The following is an 18,162-nucleotide window of genomic DNA, read 5'->3' as shown; positions in this document are numbered from 1 at the left end:
CCATGACGCAGCGGGCAATACCAGCAGCATCGGCAGCAAGACGTTCACCTACAACGATGCCAACCGCATGAACGCGGTGAAGCAGGGCGATGCTGTACTGGAGAGCTACGCCTACAACCATCGCGGCGAGCGCGTGCTGCGTACTCCAGCCGGTGGCGCAGCTCAGATCACGCTGTACGATGAGGCCGGGCAGTGGCTGGGCAACTACTCGGCCACGGGCCAGGCGCAGTTGCAGGCCATCTGGTTGGACAACTATCCGGTGGCGCTGATCAATGTGCCGAGTACCGGTGTTCCGCAGCTGGCCTACGTGCAGCCGGATCATCTGAGTACGCCGCGCGTGGTGATCGATCCGATGCGCGATGCGGCGATCTGGGAGTGGAGCAACAAGAGTGAGGTGTTCGGTAACCAGATTCCGAGTGCTGATCCGGATGGCGATGGTGTGGCGTTCGAGCTGGCGCTGCGATTTCCGGGCCAGCAGGCCACGGATGCGAGTGGGTTGTTCTACAACTACCAGCGGGAGTATGACCCGGCAGCGGGGCGCTATTCGCAGAGTGATCCGATGGGATTCGACGGGGGGTATCTACCTTCTCCTATGTATCAGCTGATCCAGTGCAGGCGGTTGATCCGCTCGGACTGCTGGCCAATTGCACTTGCGTGGATGGTGGAGTTCATATCGACATCCCTATTCGCTTCAGTGCTGAGGGAGCTACTCCTGAGACTTTGAGTAAAATGATAAATGCAATTGAATCGACCTGGTCTGCGCCCGGATTTACAGTGACTGTTAGCCAGCCGGAGAAAGGTCGGTTAAACCGTGTTGAGGTTCCGCTGGGGAGGGGGGGTGACCGTAACTGGAGGCAGTGTCGGTAAATGGTATGCAGGAAACACTGAGTGGACGGCTGCGCACGAAGCAGGGCATTTGATGAAATTCAAGTACGATGGTCGTTTTGATATGTACGATGTGGTGTCGCAGGCGCCATCTCGTTCTACCAAGCCCGTTCCGGGGTGGGAGGGAAACATCATGGCAGAGCATCTTGGCGTTCCAGACGATAGGGTTCGGGATGCTATCAAGAAGCGGTTGGGGTGCAAATGATGGTGAGTCTACGCGTGGCTGCGCTCCTTCTTCCATTGCTCGGAGGCTGTGGCACTAGCCAGATCAAACACATTGAATGGAACTCAGATTGGGTGGACGTTTCATCGGATGAGATCATTCCTGGGAACTCGACGACACTTCGAAGTGACCGCTTGGCCACCTTGAATCCGCAGAGCGAAAAATCGATTGCTCAGTGGATGCTCGATCAGAACTTGAGCATCATCCAAGCATCGGATGCGGCTGAGAAATTCGCGCCACTACAGTTGAATGGGTTAGTGCCGGCAGAGGGGGAGACTGTTTATCTCGTCAGAGCGGCCTCGGGTGCAGGAGGCGGGAGTTTTGTCGGCTACATAAATGAAAATGGAATTCTCATCTTGTACGGGGTAATGGGAAGTTGTGGGGAGCAAGTGCATCGAGTGGTTGCTGTGAGCCTGAGTAAGAGGCCTGCCAAGGTCTTCGGAGGGTGTTCAGGAGCGCTTTGAAGATTCTTATGTGTGTGGGTCTGAGGTGGGAATAGGGAAGTGGGAATTTCATTTGCGAGCGCTCTGTTGGTGTGTTTGCGGGCGGGGGCATAGATTGCAGCTGTTGAGCGGCTTGGCGACACCGTGGTCTTCATTGAGGCCTCTGTCGGCGCAGAAGATTGCACTTCTAGTAGAGGGCGCTTGGGAAGGCCGGTTGATTCCTGTCAAATCATGATTCTTGAGCAGAGCTTCCCGGGACGATCGAGCTATCGATCACAGGCGTAACGGTAGACCGCTAGGCCAGATGGGGACGGGCTGTTCTTTTTCATGCGAATCCATGGTGGGTGCGGAGCGATTGGCCGTTGTGGCGCATTGATCGATTGAGGGCATCACCCCGCGGTGCACGCACCGCTTGGCTTGAGCTGGGGCAGGTTGCGGGGCATGTAGGCCGGCAGGGAGCTGACGAAGGGATGGATTACAGGACGGATCACCATCGGGCCAACGCAATGGGCTCTACCGTGCGTGCAGCTCGATGAACATCATGGATCCTGTACTCAGCGAACTGCTTTCCCGGTTCGGTGTCGACAGTGACTCGGGCAGGCAGGTACTCTCAGCGCTGCGCGATGGGCTGCGTGAGTAGGCCGCCAAGCAGGAGGCAAGGTGCATGAGCTCCCGCGCTCCTCCACAACAGAACGCGATCGGCCTGCACGCCTCGGAGAGGTACAAGATGAAAGCGAGGCAGATTCTTCGGTACGGGCTGGCCTACGCAGTGTCGTGTGGAGCACTCTGGCTGTTCCTGCACTTTGTGGGCAGGGCGCTTTACGCCTTCGACTCACATCAGGTTTTCTTCTGGCTGTATGCCGTCAGCCTTCTGTTGCTGGGAATTGGCGCACGGGTTCCCGCCGCTGGCCGCCTGACGTTCAGGCGGCTTGCCAAGGGGGCTGGCTTGGGGCTGCTCGCGGGCCTTCTGGCCCAGGTCGTGGTACTTGTACTGGAAGCCTACAGATTCAGCGGATTCAGGCCATCGCTGCTCTGGCAGGTACCGGTTTCGCTGACGGTGATCAGCGTCGTGCTGCTCACGCCGCTCTGGGGCGTAGTGCTGGTTGCCCTCACCGCCGCATTCCGCCGCGACAACCACCCACATCAGGCCTCGAACCCATGAAGCGCCTGACTGCCTTTTGCCTCGCGGCCGCACTGACATCCTGTGCGGCGCATCCGAACCGCACGACGAAGTGTCAGCCTGCCCAATTCACTTACATCGGCACCGAGAGCATCGACGGGCTGACCTATGGGCGCTTCCAGGTCAGCCACAACGCTGGTCAGCCGCTTCAGCTGTGGGTGGATGAGAGACGCAGGTTGAACTCAAGGACCGCTCGCGCAGAGATGAGGCGCACAGGCGAAGATGCCTGGCGGCCTTACAACGTGATCCTTGAGGAAATCACACCGGGAGCGATCGGGGTGTCGATCGGGCAGGATGAACAGCAGAGCGTTCTGTTCGATGGTGATGGCCTGTTCCTGCCCGGCGCATCCAGCGCGGGCGCGAATTACTCCATCGTGGTACAGGACGCTGCCGGTTGCGAACATCGCTCGGCAACGTTCATTCCCTGACATTCCTGGCGGCGAGCCGGATTCCTTGCGACTTCGCAGCATCGCCCGGTTGGGACGCTGCGTACAGGCAATGAAGGAAAAATGGCGCGCCCGGAGGGATTCGAACCCCCGACCAATGGCTTCGGAAGCCACTACTCTATCCGGCTGAGCTACGGGCGCGTTGTAGAACCGCCGCGCCGTCGGCCAGTGCCGGGGCGGGCGTCGCAGCGCCATGAGGCGGTGCGGGACCGGCATTCTATCCAGTTTCGTCGAACAAATCTCCCCCCACCGGCAAAGCCCTGCCGGAGGGGCAGGAGTATCCTATCGCCATGGCTGATACCCCCCTCACTTCGCCGCAGTCGCCGGCGACGCCGCGTTGGCGGCATTACTGGAGTCTGATGCGTGCTGATCGCCCGATCGGCACGCTGCTGCTGCTGTGGCCCACCTGGTGGGCGTTGTGGCTGGCTGCTGGCGGCCTGCCGCCGCTGTGGACGCTGTTCGTGTTCACAGCCGGCGTGTGGCTGACCCGCTCGGCCGGTTGCGTCATCAACGACTACGCCGACCGCTGGCTCGACCCGCACGTGGAACGCACCAAGGCGCGTCCGCTGGCCACCGGCGCAATCAGCGGCCGAGCTGCGCTGGCGTTGTTCGCCGTGCTGATGCTGGTGGCCTTCGGCCTGGTGCTGACCCTGAATGGCCTGACCATCGGCTTGAGCTTCATCGGCGTGTTCCTGGCCGCCAGCTACCCCTACCTGAAACGCTATACCCATCTGCCGCAGGTCTACCTGGGCATGTCGTTCGGCTGGGGCATCCCGATGGCCTTCGCCGCCGTGCAGGGCGAGGTGCCGATGCTGGGCTGGCTGCTGTACGCCGGCAACATCCTGTGGTCCACCGCCTACGACACCTGGTACGCCATGGTCGACCGCGAGGACGACCTGAAGATGGGCTCGCACTCCACCGCGATCCTGTTCGGCGACCTCGACCTGGTCATCCAGGGCGTGCTGTACGCGCTGTTCCTGGCCACCATGGCGCTGGTCGGCGTGCGTGGCGGGCTGGGTGGGTACTACCTGGCCGGCGTGGCCGTGGCCACCGCGCTGGTGGTGTACGAATTCTGGATCTGCCGCAACCGCGAGCGCGGCCCGTGCTTCAAGGCGTTCCTGCACAACAACTGGGTGGGTGCCGCGCTGTTTGCCGGCATCGCCGTGGATCTGGCACTGCGTTGAGCCCAAGGTGAGGTAGAGCCGGCCGCTGGCCGGCTGCACGACCATCCCAATTGGGAAATTGCCGGCCAGCGGCCGGCGTTACCGCCTTCCACCACCTGCGATGATGCTTGGATCTGGTAGAGCCGGCCGCTGGCCGGCTGCACCCGTGTGCGATCCCGAGGTTGCCGGCCAGCGGCCGGCACTACCCTCCTCCGCGACCTACGACCAATAGGTGGCTGACAGGCCGCACCCCACCGCCCAGAATCGATCCATCGAACCTGGGAGGGTAGGCGATGGCCTCGACGGCAGCAGTACAGGACGGCTGGATGGCGCGCGCAGCGCTGCGCTCGGCCGCCTGGGCGGAAAAGTGGTTCCCCGATGCGTACGTGTTCGCGGTGCTGGGCGTGGTCATCGTCGCGCTGGCCGCGATGGGCTTCGGCTCGACCCCGCAGGCCACCGCCAGCGCCTTCGGTGACGGTTTCTGGAGCCTGATTCCCTTCACCATGCAGATGGCCTTCGTGGTCATCGGTGGCTACGCCGTGGCCACCGCGCCGGTGGTCGCACGCTTCATCGATTTCCTCGCCCGGGTGCCGCGTACCGGCCGCGGTGCGGTGGTGTACGTAGGCCTGGTCAGCATGCTCGCTTCGCTGCTCAGCTGGGGTTTCTCGCTGGTGTTCGGTGGCCTGCTGGTGCGCGCGCTGGCCCGCCGCACCGAACTGCGCATGGACTACCGCGCGGCCGGTGCGTCGGCGTACCTCGGCCTGGGTGCGGTGTGGGCCATGGGATTGAGCTCGTCGGCCGCACAGCTGCAGGCCAACCCGGCCAGCATGCCGCCGGGCCTGGTCGAGATCACCGGCGTCCTGCCGTTCACCGAAACCATCTTCCTGTGGCAGTCGATCGCACTGACCGCGGTGCTGATCCTGGTCTCGCTGCTGATCGCCTGGTTGACCGCACCGGCCGCCGGCAGTGCCCGTACCGCTGAAGACTTCCCCGGCGCCGCGCAGGCCGAGCCGGAGCCGTTGCAGCGCCGCACGCGCCCGGGCGAATGGCTGGAGTACAGCCCGCTGCTGACCGTGCTGCTCTCGCTGCTGGCGTTCGGCTGGCTGTTCAACGAGTTCGCCAACAAGCCGGTGGTCACCGCCATCGCCAACCTCAACACCTACAACTTCCTGTTCATTTCGCTGGGCCTGCTGCTGCACTGGCGGCCGCGCAGCTTCCTCAACGCGGTGGCCAAGGCGGTGCCCAGCACCACCGGCGTGCTGATCCAGTTCCCGCTGTACGGTGGCATCGCGATGATCCTCACCCACGCTGCCGGTGGCGACGGGCAGACACTGGCGCACCGGCTGTCGAGCCTGTTCGTGCACGTGGCCAGCACCGATACCTTCGCGCTGGTGATGGGCGTCTACTCGGCGGTGCTGGGCTTCTTCGTGCCCTCCGGTGGTGGCAAGTGGATCATCGAGGCGCCGTACGTGATGCAGGCCGCCAACGAACTGAAGGCACACCTGGGCTGGGCGGTGCAGGTCTACAACGCGGCCGAAGCGCTGCCGAACCTGATCAATCCGTTCTGGATGCTGCCGCTGCTGGGCGTGCTGGGTCTGAAGGCACGCGACATCGTGGGCTTCACCTTCATACAGCTGCTGGTGCACATCCCGCTGGTGCTGGGCCTGCTGTGGCTGCTGGGGATGACCCTGGCGTATGTGCCGCCGGTGATGCCCTGAATGCTGGGCTTGCTTGCCTGCGTGAGTTGGGAAGCCAGCCTCCTTCCGCGCGTGTTTCCGGCTGAGAACGCCATGAATGCGCGCCATGCTGACCACTGCATGAGCACATGCCGAACCCGCATGAATTCTTCAGCCGCTTGTGCCACAAGGGCTTCTGCGCGTTCATTCACAGGCGTACACGCAGATGTAGCCGCGCACCCACGCGTGATTAACCATTCGCTGCAGACGATGGCCACGTCCACCGCATTCCGCGAGTGGCTTTGGAGATCGGACATGGCACAGCAGAACCAGAACCCGAACCAGAAGCAGCAGGGCCAGCAGAACCAGCAGGATCAGCAGCAGGGTCGTGGCCGCGACCAGCAGCAGCAACAGCAGCAGGAACAGCAGCAGCGCAACCAGCGCAACCAGCAGCAGGGTGGGCAGGACGAGGAAGAGTGACCTCGCCACCAGCTCCGGTGATGCAAAGCCCCGCCCCGTGCGGGGCTTTGCTTATTCCAGCACGCCGAGACGCTGCAGCACCGGCGCTGCCGACATGTCGTTCGGATTGGTGCCGGGCTGATCCTGCGGTACGTCCATGCCCATGCCGCGGTACAGATCCACCCAGTGCTGGGCGATCTCCCCGGTCTGCGGGTTGCGGAAGTTCATCGGCTGCAATGCGAACACGTGGTGCGCACGGAAGACGCGTTCGATGAAGTCCGAGCAGTAGTAGCTGTCCTCGTTCAACACATACGACGTGTTGTACGGCTTGCCCAGCATCGTGCGCGCGGTGGCGACCGCATCCTTGATGGCCGCCTGCTGCGGCGCATGCAGGCGATAGACCACGATCTGCCGCTGCTTGGCGCGCGCCTCCTGGCGGAACTCGACCAGCGATTGCCGGCGCGATCCTTTCTCGTCCGCATGCAATACCTCCCAGCCCTTCGGCGTGGAAGCGACCAGGGCGACGTGATCGAAGCTGGGCGCGCCCTGCTTGCCGGTGGCATCGTCAATGGCGGCACTGAGGCCGCTGCGGCCGGCGGTGACAAACAGCAGATCGCCTTCGTGGACATCGACGGCCATCGCCACCGCTGGCCACAGGGCGGGCAGCAGCAGGCCGATCAGGAGCAGGAGGCGATGCATGAGGACTCTCGGACAGGCGGAATGCCGGAATTGTAGGGCGCGCGGTAGCATGGAGCGACCGGACCGGATTCAGGATGAGCCCATGTGTCGATACCGTTCTGCCGCACTGCTGATGCTCGCCTGTGGCGTGGTGCTGGTTGCCTGCACGCCTGCGCCGCAGCCGCAGCAGACAGCGGGCGAAGCCGGGCCTGCCGCAGCGGCGCCGGCGATCACTGCCGCCGAGCCCACACCTGTGGCTGCACGCAGTGAATGCCCCCACCCGGAATTCGATGCATTCCTGAAGCATTTCGGCAATGAGATCGCGCTGCAGGAAAAGGCCACTGCCGACCCGCTGCTGGACAGCTACATCGATGCGGAGGCCGAGCCGGAACCGCGCAAGGTGGAGAGCCGGTTGGCGCTGGCCGATGTGGAGTGGCCGGTGATGCCCGATCCTGCCGCGTTGGCCGGCCAGGGCCGCGAAATACAGATCAGCCCCCTGGCCGATGGGCAGCGGCAGGTGCAGATCCGTATGCCGGACAGCAGCGACCAGCAGACCTACACCTTTGCGCAGACGCCGTGTTGGACACTGGTCAAGCGTGAGGACGAGTCGATCTGAAACCTGATCCGGCACAGGCGCGGCGGGCCAGTGACTGCTAGGCTCGATCCCTGGTCCAGGCAGGGAGACGCCGATGCAGGCTTTCAGGAAGCACGCCACCACCACCGCCATCGCAGCTGTGCTGGCGATAGCCTCCCTCAGCGGCGCCCAGGCACAGTCGGTGCATGCCGATGACCGCGCCTACTTCGCCAATGCCACCGCCGAACAGGCCGCGCGTGACGCACTGGGCAAGCGCGTCGAGGCTCTGCAGCAGGCGTCCACCGTTGCACCCGCGGAACGCTTCCGGCAGGCCGAGGTACTGGAGGCGCAGTGCCTGCGCCATCACAGCTACCTGCACCTGCAGGCCGCCCGCAATGCGCGTGATCAGCGTCCGGCCCAGGCGCTGGACCAGGTGATGGGGCTGTGCAGCCGCATTGCCCGCAGCGGCCGCGCCGCTCTGCGCGAGGCGTCCGCGGATGCACCATGGGCAGCACCCTATGGCTTCCTGCGCGCACGCGCGTTGAAGGAGGCCGCCGCCCCGGCCAACGCCGCGCTGGATGAGGCCGTGGAGGCACTGGCCGATCCGGCGCTGGACAGCTTCGCGCGCCTGCGTGGGCAGATCCTGCGCAGCGCCGAGTACCCGCAGATCGAGCACGGCGGCCGGCACTGGGACACGGGGCGCGACAGGCAGGCACTGGCCCGGCAGCCCGACCGCGCCCTGCGCGAGGCGGGCTGGAAGGGCTACTGGCAAGGTCTGCAATCGCGCCGTGAGCCGATGGCGTCGGTGCTGCTGGGGCTGGTGCAGGTGAATGACGCCGCGGCACGCCTGCAGGGTGACGGCTCGGCGCCGGCACATGGCTATCAGCGCATGGGCCTGGATACTGCTGCAGTGGATGCAACGCTGGTGGCGATCGAACAGCATGCGGAAGACCGCCGCGCCTACCAGGAGATGCTGCTGCACCACGCTGCGCGATCGGGCATCGACGCGCCGCAGATCTGGGATACCACGGTGCCCGATGCCGGCTACACGCCACCGATGCTGACGCTGGCGCAGCTGCGCGACAACGCCGCCGATGCCATGCAGCACCTGGGCCCGGCGTACGTCGCTGAACTGCGCGCGCTGCTCGATCCGGCCAGCCACCGCATGGATCTGGCCACCGAACGCGGTGACCGCAGCCAGGACGCGTTCTCCGTGAGCGCTCCCGGTGTGCCGGCAATGCTGTTCGTTGGTGTCCGCAGCGGGGACCTGGAAAGCGATGTCGAGATCGCCCATGAAGCTGGCCATGCCCTGCACGGCGAGTGGATGCAGCGGGGTCATGCGTCGCCGCTGCAGCGCAATGGCAGCCAGTGGCTGACCGAGGCGTTCGCGATCTACAACGAGCTGCGCTTCCGCGACCAGCTGTACCAGCAGGCACAGGACCCGCGTGCCAAGGCCTACTACCTGAAATCGCTGCTGGACGACATGGTGCTGCAGCTGTTCACCTCATCCGAGGAAGCGCAGCTGGAGCAGTCGATCTACCAGGGCGTTGCCGCCGGCACGCTGGGCACCGCCGATGACCTGGACGCGCTGACCGGGCGGGTGCTCGCACGCTTCGGCCAGCAACCGGAGCGCTACCCGCAGCTGCGCAACGCCTGGATCGGCAAGCGCCTGATGTATGAAGACCCGAACTATCTGGTGAACTACCTGTATGCGGGTCTGCTGGCCGTGCAGTTGTATGTGCAGGACCAGCGCGACCCCGAGGGGTTCCGTGCGCGCTATCTTGCCGTGCTTGGCGAGGGCTTCGATCGCGCGCCGAACGAGCAGGTGGCGCAACTGCTGGGGCACGCGCCTGACTGGGCGGCCCTGGTGGATGCCGATCTCCAGGTGTTCAACCAGACGGCGGCACAGCTGCAGGCGCTGCATGCGCGGATCGAGGCAGGGCGGGGTACGTGAGGATGCTGCGCAGGATGACGTGCACCTGGGCCACGGCATGGCTGTTGATGCTGTTGTGCCTGTTGCCGAGGGTGGTGATGGCCGGTGCTGCAGTCCCTGCGCTGGATGATCCGGTGGTGGACGCCGCCAACGCACTTTCGGCGGATACCCGCGACAAACTGCGCACGCAGGCATTCCAGTTGCAGGCGCGCACCGGCGCGCAGCTGCAGGTGATGGTAGTCAACCATGTTGGCGACGAAGGCATCGAAGCTAACGCACAGCGGGTGTTCGACCAGTGGCAGCTGGGCCGCGAAGGCGTTGACGATGGCGTGCTGCTGCTTGTGGCCGTGCAGGACCGCCGTGTACGCATCCAGACCGGCTACGGCCTGGAGGGCGCGATACCCGATGCCTATGCCGCCCGCATCATCGACAAGGCGATCGTGCCGCGCTTCCGCGATGGCGACCTTGACCAGGGCGTGCTGGACGGAACGAAGATCATAGTGGCGCTGATCGATGGCGAGGACCTACCGGCATGGGAAGAACCATCGATGCGCAACGTGCTGCCGGCCGATTGGCGCAGCGCAGACTCGGTGGTTGCACTGACGCTGCTGGCCGGCTTCCTTGCGGGTCTGTGGCGCTCGCCGCCCTCGGCGCAGGCGCACCCGGAGCGATTGCCGGCCTGGGCCCGTCCGCTGCTGGTGACGGCCGTGGTGGCCGCGGGCCTGCTGGCGGCGGCCATGTGGGCGCCACGCCAGGCACTGGCAGCGCTCTGCATCGTGTTGGCGTTGTGCGTACCGGTGGCGAGCCTGCTTGGCTGGTGCTGGCGCCGTAGCCGCGGTGTGCGCGTGGTGCTGCTCGGCATGCTCGGGGTCAGTTCGGGGTTCTTCGTGGTGATGGTGGTGCGTGGCCAGTTGCCACCCAGTCTGGCCTTGCACACGTCGCTGGACCTGGCGGTAGGCATCATGGCCATGCTGGTGTTTTTCCTCGTACAGGCGTGCCGCGCGCGCTGGCACAAGGACCGCAGCAGCTTCGGGGTGAGGTGCGCAGTGCTGTTGCTGCTGACCGCTGGCTACGTGCTCTTCGCACTGCTGGCCATCGATCGCGCCGGCCCGGGTGCGCGCCTCGCCACGACGATCGGGTGGAGTGCCGGCACGCTCGTGCTGTACTTCACCTGGATCTTCACCATGCTGCCAGGTGAGAAGGCTCGCGGCAGCCGCAGATCATCCGGCGGCCACCGCAGCGCGTCCAGTTCGTCATCCAGCAGTTCGTCGTCGAGCAGCTCCAGCAGTTGGTCCGGAGGCGGCGGCCGCAGCGGCGGAGGCGGCGCGTCGGGCAGCTGGTAGATCAGGTCGCCTGCACACGCCAGCCGAGTGCAGCGTCCTCCACAACGCCCGGGCCGGCCACGTCGCCGACCTGCAGCAACAGCCCCTGCGCATTGGGCAGGTCCTTCTGCTCGGGGAACCAGCGCCGGTCCGCAGCGACCACGATCAGCAGCCCTTCGTCGTCGCCCATCGGCGCGAACTGCGGCGAAGGCGGGCTGATCGGTTGCAGGCCAAACCGCAGGCTGGACTGTTCGCGCACAGCATCGACATCGTGGCTGGGCAGGCCGACCTCGCTCAGGCAGGTCAGTTCGCTGCCGTTGAAGGCGCCCTGATGCGTACTGTCGGGCAAGCGGCGGCGGCCGATCAGTTCCAGGATCAAGCCATCGGGGCCAGTGAAGTACACCGACTGCGACTGCCAGCTGCTTTCCAGCGCGAAGTAATCCAGCCCTGCTGGATTGCGTTGCAGTGGCGTGCGTTCGCGCAGCCAGGTCATTGCCTCGCCGAAGCGGTTGTCCGGTACGTTGAAGGCCAGGTGCACGCCTCCGAGCGGACGTCCTTCAGCGGGCTGCAGTTCGATCGTGCTCCAGCCGATGTGCACATGGGGGCCGATCACGCGTTGCTGCAGGACATCGTGAAAATACGCAGCGACGGCGCCGACATCGGAGACCGGCAGGGTGAGGTGCAGCAGGCGCATGATCGTTCTCCGTGGACGCGATCACTGTAGCGCCGGGCCGCATCCGGCGGCCACTAGCGCAGTGCGTCGGCGAAGAATCGCGTGGCTGCATCCACCGCCTGCCGGTGGGTTTTCGTCCTGGGAACCGCAGTGCTGCAGAGCTCGGGCAGCCTCTGCCCGCCGACAACGGTACAGGCCGCCAGGAAGTCGTAGTGACCCACGTCCGGCAGGCGTTGCAGCGTTGCGCGCGGAATCTGCGCCTGTGCGGCCTCACCATTGGTCTCCGGTGGCGCGACGGTGTCTGCGGTCCCCAACATGATCGATACCGGCTGCCGCAACGCGGACAGCTGCGCGGGCGCGAACGCCTGCACGATGGCGGGTGCCAGCAGGAACACGGCACGCACGCCGGGAATCGCGCGCTGTGCGTCAGCCTCGGCGATCCAGGGGGCAAGCGCGGGCGAAGCCGCAGCGGCCCGGCGCGCCTGCATCGTGTGCGTGGCCGCCTCCTGTTGCGGTTGGCAGACGCCGTCATCCGGGTGCGCGGTGCAGAAGGCCAGCAGTCGCTGCAGGCTGGGCCGTGCACCGGCTGCCAGCAGCGCGGTGTAGCCACCGGCCGAGAAGCCGACCACGCCCAGCCGTTCTGGATCGACATGCGGGCCGAGGATCGGATCGGCCTGCACGGCGGCCAGCGCAGCGCGCAGATCATCCGCGCGCAGCCAGCTCAGCATGCTGCCGGCCAGCGTCATCTCGTCGGCACCGTTGTTGCCGGGATGATCGACCGCGATCACCAGATAACCGTTCCGCGCCAGCGCCGTGCCCAGCCAGCCCATCATGCGTGCGCTGCCGCCGTTACCGTGCGACAGCAGCAGCGTCGGCAGGCGAGCCCCCGCGACGGGAGCATCCACCGCTGCGCGTCCAACCTCGAACAGCGGTGCGTCGGGCGGGCCGATGGTCAGGGCGGTTTCCCGGCTGCCGGCCAGCGCTGGGTACCAGACCGTGTAGCGCAGCGCGTCGTGGTGCTGCGCATCGCGTACAGCCGCGCTGGCCACCATGGTGGCGCCGTGGCGCTCGCCGGCCGCCTGCGTCTCGCTGCCCTCGGCGATGGCAGTGGAGACCATGAGGATCATTCCCAGCACAGCGGCCATCATGCGCATCTTCAGTTCCTTGTCAGTTGGGACGTTCGTCGACTGGCAGCCAGATCTCCACGCCGCCGTTGCCGGTGTGCTCATCAAAGCGGGTGTCGTAGCGTTCCAGGTCCGGTGCCTCTGCCAGGCTCAGGCCGGAGCCTGGCAGGTAATGGTCCAGCAGCCAGAACCAGGTCGAGCGGATGGCCGAGATGTGCCCGCCGTGCCAGGCCACAAGATAGCGGCGCGCCGGCACGTCCACCCGTTGCCAATGCGCAGGCACGCTCGGCACCGCGCTTGCCGGCAGAGCCGCGATGTAATCGAAGCCGCCATCGTCATCGCTGTTGCAGCACACGCCGAAGCTGATTGGAGCGGGCGTCGGCCATTCCCGGTTGAGCTGCGCCCATTGTCCGGGAATCGCACCGCCGCTGTCGCGGGTATGCCGCATGCCGATACCCGCCAGCTGGAAGGCGGGCGTGTCGAGCAGGCGCGGTGCCTCATCGCAGGGTACAGGCGCCTCGTCCACGCGGATCGCCTGCACCAGTGCCAGGCCGTCGGTGCCCTGTTCGCGTACCCGCTCTGGTGTCTGTCCGAACTGTTCGCTGAAGGCACGGGTGAACGCTGCATGGGTGGTGTAGCCCGCACCCAGTGCCACCTGCAGGATGTCGCCTGCGCCGGCGGCCAGCCGCTGCGCGGCCGCGGTCAGGCGCCGTCCGCGCAGGTAGCGCACCACCGAGGTACCGGTGCGGGCCTGGAACAGGCGCGACAGATGGAACGGCGACAGCCCCGCCGCAGCGGCGACGTCGGCCAGTGCCAGCGGTCGATCCGCATGGGTTTCGATGTACCACAACGCCTTGCCTGCCGCGCTCATCCTGCCGTTCCTTGAATCCGATGCCGGGCACAGTAGCGGATCGGTAGGCGCGGCGTTTAGCAGTTCTTGCGCTGCCGGGGCTTTGCGTCTGCCCGCGTGCCGGCAACAATGCGTGCTTCATGGACGTGATGAGGAGCAGGGAGATGCGATCGACGACGTGGGATGCCAGGCCAGCGGAGCCCGGCCGATGATCGAGATGATCGAAATGCTGCTTGCCCTCTGGGTACTTCCCAGTCTGTTGACCCTGGCGCTGATGCTGCTGATGTTGTTCGGCGCGCCACGGTGGCGCGGCAATCCCTGGGTGTACCGTGTCGGCTTCGCGTTGCTGGGCGGGTTTCTGACACCGACGTTGTTGGGGGCCGGTCACGGTGGGTTGCCGTGCGCGACTATCGGCGGGCTGGTGATGATACTGACGCAGCTGCAATGGATCGGCGATCTGCAGGTCGACTTCATGGGGATCGGGATTCGCAACAGGGGCATCTGGATCATGTCCACCCCCGCCTTGGTGGTGTTCGCCGCCATGATGTTCGTTCCGCTGCGAACGGCACGGCCGGCCCGTTTCGGCTTTGGCGACGACGCCAACGGCTAGCCGCAGTGTGCGGGGATGGGGCGTGGGTCTGCATTGCCCATCCATGCATGGCGTGGATCTACGGATGAGCCCTGGCGGGGGCCAACCTTGGTTGGCGCATCAAGCTGTCGTACTGACGTCATGCCTCCTTCACAGATCGCGCCGAGACTGCGCGCCTTGTCCAGCCCTGTTGTGTCCGCACAGGTGCTGGCCCTGTCGCGTCCTCCCGGAGCCCTGCCGTGCATCGTTCGAAGCTTTCGCGTTCCATCCTCCTCGCCCTTTCCATGGCCAGCGCAGGAGGCGCGATCGCAGCGGAAGCCGATGCGGTCGATGCCGCAGGCGGCAACCGCGCCGCACCCACCCAGCTCGACGCGATGCTGGTCACCGGTACCCGCGCCTCCAACCGCACCCAGTTCGAAACACTGGCGCCGGTGGACGTGTTCACCAAGGAAGACATCACGTCCGTCGAATCCACCGACCTGAAGGACGTGCTGGCCCAGCTGGTGCCCTCGTTCGTGGTGCAGCGCCTGCCGATGGCAGATGGCCAGGTGTTCGTGCGTCCGGCGACGCTGCGTGGCCTGTCGCCGGACCAGACCCTGGTGCTGGTCAACGGTCGCCGCTTCCACCGCAGCGCGCTGCTCGGCAACCGTGGTGCGCAGGCCGCTGATCTGGCTCAGATTCCGACCAGCGCGATCAAGCGCATCGAAGTGCTGCGCGACGGCGCATCGGCGCAGTACGGCTCGGACGCCATCGCCGGTGTCATCAACATCATCCTCGAGGATGGTCCGGGCACCGAGATCACCGCCGGCTATTCGCAGTACGCGCAGGGCGACGGTGCCTCCCGCGATTTCAGTGCGCGCACCGGCTGGTCGCTGGGCGACTACGGCAGCCTGGTGCTGTTCGCCGAATTGTCCAACTCCGACGCCACCTCGCGCACGCGCCAGCGCCCGGACGCGATCGCCCTCCAGGCTGCACATCCGGAGCTGGACGTGCCCAATCCGGTGCAGCGCTGGGGCCAGCCGGAACTGGAAAGCCGCCGCGTCGGCTTCAACGTGAAGGCCAATGCCAGCGAGACGCTGGAGCTCTATGCCTTCGGCCTGTACAGCCACAGCGATGGCGTCAGTGATTTCAACTGGCGCAACCCGGACACCACCACCGGCGCGTACCGCACCACCTCCATCTTCCCCGGCTGGAACCTGCGCTCGCTGTATCCGGTCGGCTTCAGCCCGCAGTACGGCAACGTCCAGAACGACCTGCAGCTGGTCGGTGGCCTGCGCGGCGAGATCACGCCGAAGCTGCGCTGGGATGTCAGCGCCTCGTATGGCCGCAACGCCATCGACTACAGCTTGAAGAACTCGATCAATGCCTCGCTCGGCCCGGCCAGCCCGACCGACTTCGATCTCGGCCGCCTGACCCAGACCGAGAAGAACGCCAACGCCGACTTCAACTACGAATGGGACGTGGCCGCGCTGTCCAAGCCGATCAACGTAGCCTTTGGTGGCGAGTTCCGCCAGGAGACCTACCAGGTGCGTGCCGGTGATCCGGCTTCGTACGCCGTGGGCCCGGGCGCTGCCGCTGGGCTGGAAGCCAACTCCAACGGTGCACCGGGCTTCTCGGCCAGCCAGGCCGGGCAGTGGAGCCAGCGCAGCAAGGCTGCCTACGTGGACATGGAGGTGCCGCTGGGTGAGCGCTGGAGCATCGGTGCGGCCAGCCGTTACGAGGACTTCTCCAGCTCTGGCAGCACACTGGATGGCAAGCTGTCGGCGCGCTTTGCGATCACCCCGGACGTGGCCCTGCGCGGCACCGTGTCCAGCGGCTTCCGCGCACCGACGCCGGCGCAGCTCAACACCACCAGCACCACCCAGGGCCTGGACACGCGCACGCTGCAGATCTTCACCAGTGGCCGCCTGTCGCCTAACGATCCGCTGGCGCAGCTGCTTGGAGCCAAGCCGTTGAAGCCGGAGGAATCGCGCACCGCCTCGCTGGGCCTGACCTGGCGCACGGACCTGGGTCTGTCCGGCTCGGTGGATGTCTACCAGATCAAGCTCACCGACCGCTTCAGCCAGTCGGCCAGCTTCGCCATTCCGGCCGGTACGCCCAATCCACTGGGCTACACCTCGGTGAACTACTTCACCAACGACTTCGATACCACCACCACTGGCGTGGACGTGGTCGGCAACTACCTGCGTGATCTCGGCGCCGGCCGCATGACGTTGACCCTGGCCTACAACTACAACCGTACACGCGTGGACAACGGCAGCACCTCGGTGGCCACCAATGAGACCCAGCGCGTGCTGTTCGAAGACCGGCTGCCCGAGCACAAGGGAAGTCTGACCAGCAGCTGGGACATCGGTGCTTGGTCGCTGATGGCGCGCATGCGCTACTACGGCGCCTGGACCGATTCCAGCGGCAACGCGGTGGGCGACATCTACCAGCGCTTCGGTGAGATGAGCTTCCTCGACCTGGCCGTGGGCTATCGCATCAACGAGCACCACAGCCTGCGCGTGGGCGCCGACAATGTGTTCGATCGCTACCCGGATGAGGCCACGTTCCAGGCCAGCCGTGGCCTGGTCTACTCGCGCAACGCGCCGTACGACACCGACGGTGCCAACCTGTACGCGCAGTACCGGCTGACCTTCTGATGGACGCTCGTCGTCGTTCCCTGCTGCGCGCCGGCACACTGCTGCCGGCCGCAGCTGCACTGTCTTCACTGCCTGCCAGCGCCGCTGCGCGTTACGCTTCGCCGATGGAGATTCCCTCGACGACCGTGGCGCCGGACGTGCTGGCCCTCGATGAAGGCTACTGGGCCGCCGTGGCCAGCCACTTCGACATCACCGATGAAGTGAACCACCTGGAGAACGGCTACTGGGGCGCGATGGGTCGCGAGACGCTGGCCAGCTACCAGCGCCACACCACTGAAGTGAACCGTGGCAACGCCTGGTATGGGCGCCGCGCGTTTCCGGCGCAATACATGGCGGTGCAGCGAGAGGTAGCCGAACTGCTGGGTGTGGGTGCTGATGAGATCGCACTGACGCGGGGGGCCACCGAGGCGATGCTGGCGCTGATCGGTGGCTACAACCGCCTGCAGCCCGGCGACCAGGTGTTGTATGCCGACATCGACTACGACAGCATGATCGGCGCGATGCGCTGGCTGCAGCAGCGTCGCGGCGTGCAGGTCGAGCGTATCGCGCTACCGGCCGTGCCCGACCACGCGCAGATCCTGCAGGCCTACGAGGCCGCGTTCGCGCGGTTGCCGCGCCTGAAACTGGTGCTGCTGACCCAGGTCAGCCATCGCCATGGGCTGGTGCTGCCGGTGGCCGAGATCGCCGAGCGTGCGCGGGCACGCGGTATCGATGTGATCGTTGATGCTGCCCATGGTTTCGGTCAGATCGACTACGCCGTGCCGGATCTGAAGGCTGACTTCGTGGGCATCAATCTGCACAAATGGATCGGCGCGCCGGTCGGCGTCGGCGCGATGTACGTGCGAAGGGGGCGCGTGGCGGACCTGGACCCGTACATGGGCGAGACCGATGATGGCCGTGTCGGCAGCCGCGTGCACACCGGTACGGTCAACTTCGCCGCCTACCTGGCACTGCCGGAGGCGATTGCCCTGCATCAGCGCGTCGGCGTGGCCAACAAGCAGGCGCGGCTGCGCTACCTGCGCGAGCGCTGGACGCTGCCAGCGCGGCAGATGGCGCACATCGAAGTGCTGTCTTCGCCGAACCCGGCGCTGGCCAGTGCGCTGGCCAGCTTCCGCCTGCGCGGGCGCACCAGCGTGGCTGACAACCTCGCGCTGCAGAAGCGCCTGCTGGATGAGCATCGCGTGTTCACCACCCATCGCGACGGTTTGGATTCCGGTGCCTGTGTACGCGTGACGCCATCAGTGTTCACGCGGCCGGAGCAGATGGATGCGCTGGTGAAGGCCCTCTCCGCCTTGGCCTGAC

The 18,162-nt window shown here is 65.8% G+C and carries 17 protein-coding genes, 1 tRNA gene and 1 pseudogene; 14 read left to right on the top strand and 5 right to left on the bottom strand.

The window, feature by feature from the left end; genetic code table 11:
* The 5 genes and pseudogenes from AC5P67_RS02845 to AC5P67_RS02825 form a co-directional block, all read left to right on the top strand.
* Positions 1–636 (top strand): annotated as a pseudogene (locus tag AC5P67_RS02845) (RHS repeat-associated core domain-containing protein); the annotation flags it as partial.
* Between the two features lie 283 nt (positions 637–919).
* A complete protein-coding gene (locus tag AC5P67_RS02840) occupies positions 920–1,090 on the top strand; it encodes a hypothetical protein (RefSeq protein WP_154329644.1) in 171 nt (56 codons plus the stop codon).
* 14 nt (positions 1,091–1,104) lie between these two features.
* Positions 1,105–1,572, top strand: a complete 468-nt coding sequence (locus AC5P67_RS02835) for a hypothetical protein (protein WP_227843593.1) — start codon at positions 1,105–1,107, stop codon at positions 1,570–1,572.
* Between the two features lie 643 nt (positions 1,573–2,215).
* Positions 2,216–2,713, top strand: a complete 498-nt coding sequence (locus AC5P67_RS02830; RefSeq protein ID WP_224119306.1) for a hypothetical protein — start codon at positions 2,216–2,218, stop codon at positions 2,711–2,713.
* Positions 2,710–3,159, top strand: coding sequence for a hypothetical protein (locus AC5P67_RS02825; RefSeq protein WP_043034236.1), 450 nt, complete (start codon positions 2,710–2,712; stop codon positions 3,157–3,159). The genes AC5P67_RS02830 and AC5P67_RS02825 overlap by 4 nt, the downstream gene beginning before the upstream one ends.
* An 82-nt stretch (positions 3,160–3,241) precedes the next feature.
* On the opposite strand, the gene AC5P67_RS02820 is transcribed toward AC5P67_RS02825, so the two are convergent.
* A tRNA-Arg gene (locus tag AC5P67_RS02820) sits at positions 3,242–3,318 on the bottom strand.
* Positions 3,319–3,467: 149 nt separating this feature from the next.
* Between AC5P67_RS02820 and ubiA the strand changes: the two genes are divergently transcribed.
* The 3 genes from ubiA to AC5P67_RS02805 all read left to right on the top strand — a co-directional run bounded on the left by ubiA (position 3,468) and on the right by AC5P67_RS02805 (position 6,496).
* Positions 3,468–4,361 carry a 4-hydroxybenzoate octaprenyltransferase gene (gene ubiA / locus AC5P67_RS02815; protein ID WP_005411493.1) on the top strand — a complete coding sequence of 298 codons (894 nt, stop codon included), beginning with the start codon at positions 3,468–3,470 and terminating at the stop codon, positions 4,359–4,361.
* A gap of 272 nt (positions 4,362–4,633) precedes the next feature.
* Positions 4,634–6,058 (top strand): short-chain fatty acid transporter, encoded by a 1,425-nt coding sequence (locus AC5P67_RS02810; RefSeq protein WP_005411492.1) that lies wholly within the window; start codon positions 4,634–4,636, stop codon positions 6,056–6,058.
* A 273-nt stretch (positions 6,059–6,331) separates the two neighbouring features.
* Positions 6,332–6,496 (top strand): hypothetical protein, encoded by a 165-nt coding sequence (locus AC5P67_RS02805; RefSeq protein WP_005414774.1) that lies wholly within the window; start codon positions 6,332–6,334, stop codon positions 6,494–6,496.
* 51 nt (positions 6,497–6,547) lie between these two features.
* On the opposite strand, the gene AC5P67_RS02800 is transcribed toward AC5P67_RS02805, so the two are convergent.
* Entirely contained in the window at positions 6,548–7,174 is a 627-nt protein-coding gene (locus AC5P67_RS02800; protein WP_099484241.1) for a YiiX/YebB-like N1pC/P60 family cysteine hydrolase, read from the bottom strand.
* An 82-nt stretch (positions 7,175–7,256) separates the two neighbouring features.
* On the opposite strand from AC5P67_RS02800, the gene AC5P67_RS02795 reads away from it, so the two are divergent.
* The 3 genes from AC5P67_RS02795 to AC5P67_RS02785 all read left to right on the top strand — a co-directional run bounded on the left by AC5P67_RS02795 (position 7,257) and on the right by AC5P67_RS02785 (position 11,003).
* Positions 7,257–7,769, top strand: a complete 513-nt coding sequence (locus AC5P67_RS02795; RefSeq protein ID WP_111117764.1) for a hypothetical protein — start codon at positions 7,257–7,259, stop codon at positions 7,767–7,769.
* A gap of 73 nt (positions 7,770–7,842) precedes the next feature.
* Entirely contained in the window at positions 7,843–9,681 is a 1,839-nt protein-coding gene (locus tag AC5P67_RS02790; RefSeq protein ID WP_111189163.1) for a M3 family metallopeptidase, read from the top strand.
* 2 nt (positions 9,682–9,683) lie between these two features.
* Positions 9,684–11,003 carry a TPM domain-containing protein gene (locus AC5P67_RS02785; protein WP_495214287.1) on the top strand — a complete coding sequence of 440 codons (1,320 nt, stop codon included), beginning with the start codon at positions 9,684–9,686 and terminating at the stop codon, positions 11,001–11,003.
* A 1-nt stretch (position 11,004) separates the two neighbouring features.
* Here AC5P67_RS02785 and AC5P67_RS02780 read toward each other — a convergent pair whose 3' ends face one another.
* The 3 genes from AC5P67_RS02780 to AC5P67_RS02770 are packed head-to-tail and all read right to left on the bottom strand — an operon-like array spanning position 11,005 to position 13,650.
* Positions 11,005–11,676, bottom strand: coding sequence for a VOC family protein (locus AC5P67_RS02780; RefSeq protein WP_100443422.1), 672 nt, complete (start codon positions 11,674–11,676; stop codon positions 11,005–11,007).
* 53 nt (positions 11,677–11,729) lie between these two features.
* Positions 11,730–12,809, bottom strand: a complete 1,080-nt coding sequence (locus AC5P67_RS02775; RefSeq protein WP_087802585.1) for an alpha/beta hydrolase family protein — start codon at positions 12,807–12,809, stop codon at positions 11,730–11,732.
* A gap of 13 nt (positions 12,810–12,822) precedes the next feature.
* Entirely contained in the window at positions 12,823–13,650 is an 828-nt protein-coding gene (locus tag AC5P67_RS02770; RefSeq protein ID WP_024957993.1) for an AraC family transcriptional regulator, read from the bottom strand.
* A gap of 187 nt (positions 13,651–13,837) precedes the next feature.
* Here AC5P67_RS02770 and AC5P67_RS02765 point away from each other — a divergent pair, with 187 nt between their 5' ends.
* From AC5P67_RS02765 to AC5P67_RS02755, 3 genes are all read left to right on the top strand, one after another.
* On the top strand, positions 13,838–14,239 hold the full coding sequence (locus AC5P67_RS02765) for a hypothetical protein (RefSeq protein WP_014648738.1): 402 nt from the start codon (positions 13,838–13,840) through the stop codon (positions 14,237–14,239).
* A 218-nt stretch (positions 14,240–14,457) separates the two neighbouring features.
* Positions 14,458–16,860: a TonB-dependent receptor plug domain-containing protein gene (locus AC5P67_RS02760; RefSeq protein WP_495214286.1), complete on the top strand. Its 2,403-nt coding sequence runs from the start codon at positions 14,458–14,460 to the stop codon at positions 16,858–16,860.
* Entirely contained in the window at positions 16,860–18,161 is a 1,302-nt protein-coding gene (locus AC5P67_RS02755) for an aminotransferase class V-fold PLP-dependent enzyme (RefSeq protein ID WP_495214285.1), read from the top strand. The genes AC5P67_RS02760 and AC5P67_RS02755 overlap by 1 nt, the downstream gene beginning before the upstream one ends.
* Position 18,162: the final 1 nt, after the last annotated feature.

The sequence above is a fragment of the Stenotrophomonas sp. YJH_SMC_21 genome (assembly GCF_059369555.1).
Note: the sequence above shows the minus strand (reverse complement) of the source record. Positions and strands in the feature narration are given on the sequence as shown.

What these genes read in the sequence shown, in the direction of transcription:
- AC5P67_RS02790 (WP_111189163.1), top strand. Translation starts at nt 7,843, where the DNA reads ATGCAGGCTTTCAGGAAGCACGCCACCACCACCGCCATCGCAGCTGTG.
- AC5P67_RS02800 (WP_099484241.1), bottom strand. Translation starts at nt 7,174, where the DNA reads ATGCATCGCCTCCTGCTCCTGATCGGCCTGCTGCTGCCCGCCCTGTGG.
- ubiA (WP_005411493.1), top strand. Translation starts at nt 3,468, where the DNA reads ATGGCTGATACCCCCCTCACTTCGCCGCAGTCGCCGGCGACGCCGCGT.
- AC5P67_RS02780 (WP_100443422.1), bottom strand. Translation starts at nt 11,676, where the DNA reads ATGCGCCTGCTGCACCTCACCCTGCCGGTCTCCGATGTCGGCGCCGTC.
- AC5P67_RS02785 (WP_495214287.1), top strand. Translation starts at nt 9,684, where the DNA reads ATGCTGCGCAGGATGACGTGCACCTGGGCCACGGCATGGCTGTTGATG.
- AC5P67_RS02825 (WP_043034236.1), top strand. Translation starts at nt 2,710, where the DNA reads ATGAAGCGCCTGACTGCCTTTTGCCTCGCGGCCGCACTGACATCCTGT.
- AC5P67_RS02830 (WP_224119306.1), top strand. Translation starts at nt 2,216, where the DNA reads ATGAGCTCCCGCGCTCCTCCACAACAGAACGCGATCGGCCTGCACGCC.
- AC5P67_RS02795 (WP_111117764.1), top strand. Translation starts at nt 7,257, where the DNA reads ATGTGTCGATACCGTTCTGCCGCACTGCTGATGCTCGCCTGTGGCGTG.
- AC5P67_RS02770 (WP_024957993.1), bottom strand. Translation starts at nt 13,650, where the DNA reads ATGAGCGCGGCAGGCAAGGCGTTGTGGTACATCGAAACCCATGCGGAT.
- AC5P67_RS02840 (WP_154329644.1), top strand. Translation starts at nt 920, where the DNA reads ATGAAATTCAAGTACGATGGTCGTTTTGATATGTACGATGTGGTGTCG.
- AC5P67_RS02755 (WP_495214285.1), top strand. Translation starts at nt 16,860, where the DNA reads ATGGACGCTCGTCGTCGTTCCCTGCTGCGCGCCGGCACACTGCTGCCG.
- AC5P67_RS02810 (WP_005411492.1), top strand. Translation starts at nt 4,634, where the DNA reads ATGGCCTCGACGGCAGCAGTACAGGACGGCTGGATGGCGCGCGCAGCG.
- AC5P67_RS02805 (WP_005414774.1), top strand. Translation starts at nt 6,332, where the DNA reads ATGGCACAGCAGAACCAGAACCCGAACCAGAAGCAGCAGGGCCAGCAG.
- AC5P67_RS02775 (WP_087802585.1), bottom strand. Translation starts at nt 12,809, where the DNA reads ATGCGCATGATGGCCGCTGTGCTGGGAATGATCCTCATGGTCTCCACT.
- AC5P67_RS02765 (WP_014648738.1), top strand. Translation starts at nt 13,838, where the DNA reads ATGATCGAGATGATCGAAATGCTGCTTGCCCTCTGGGTACTTCCCAGT.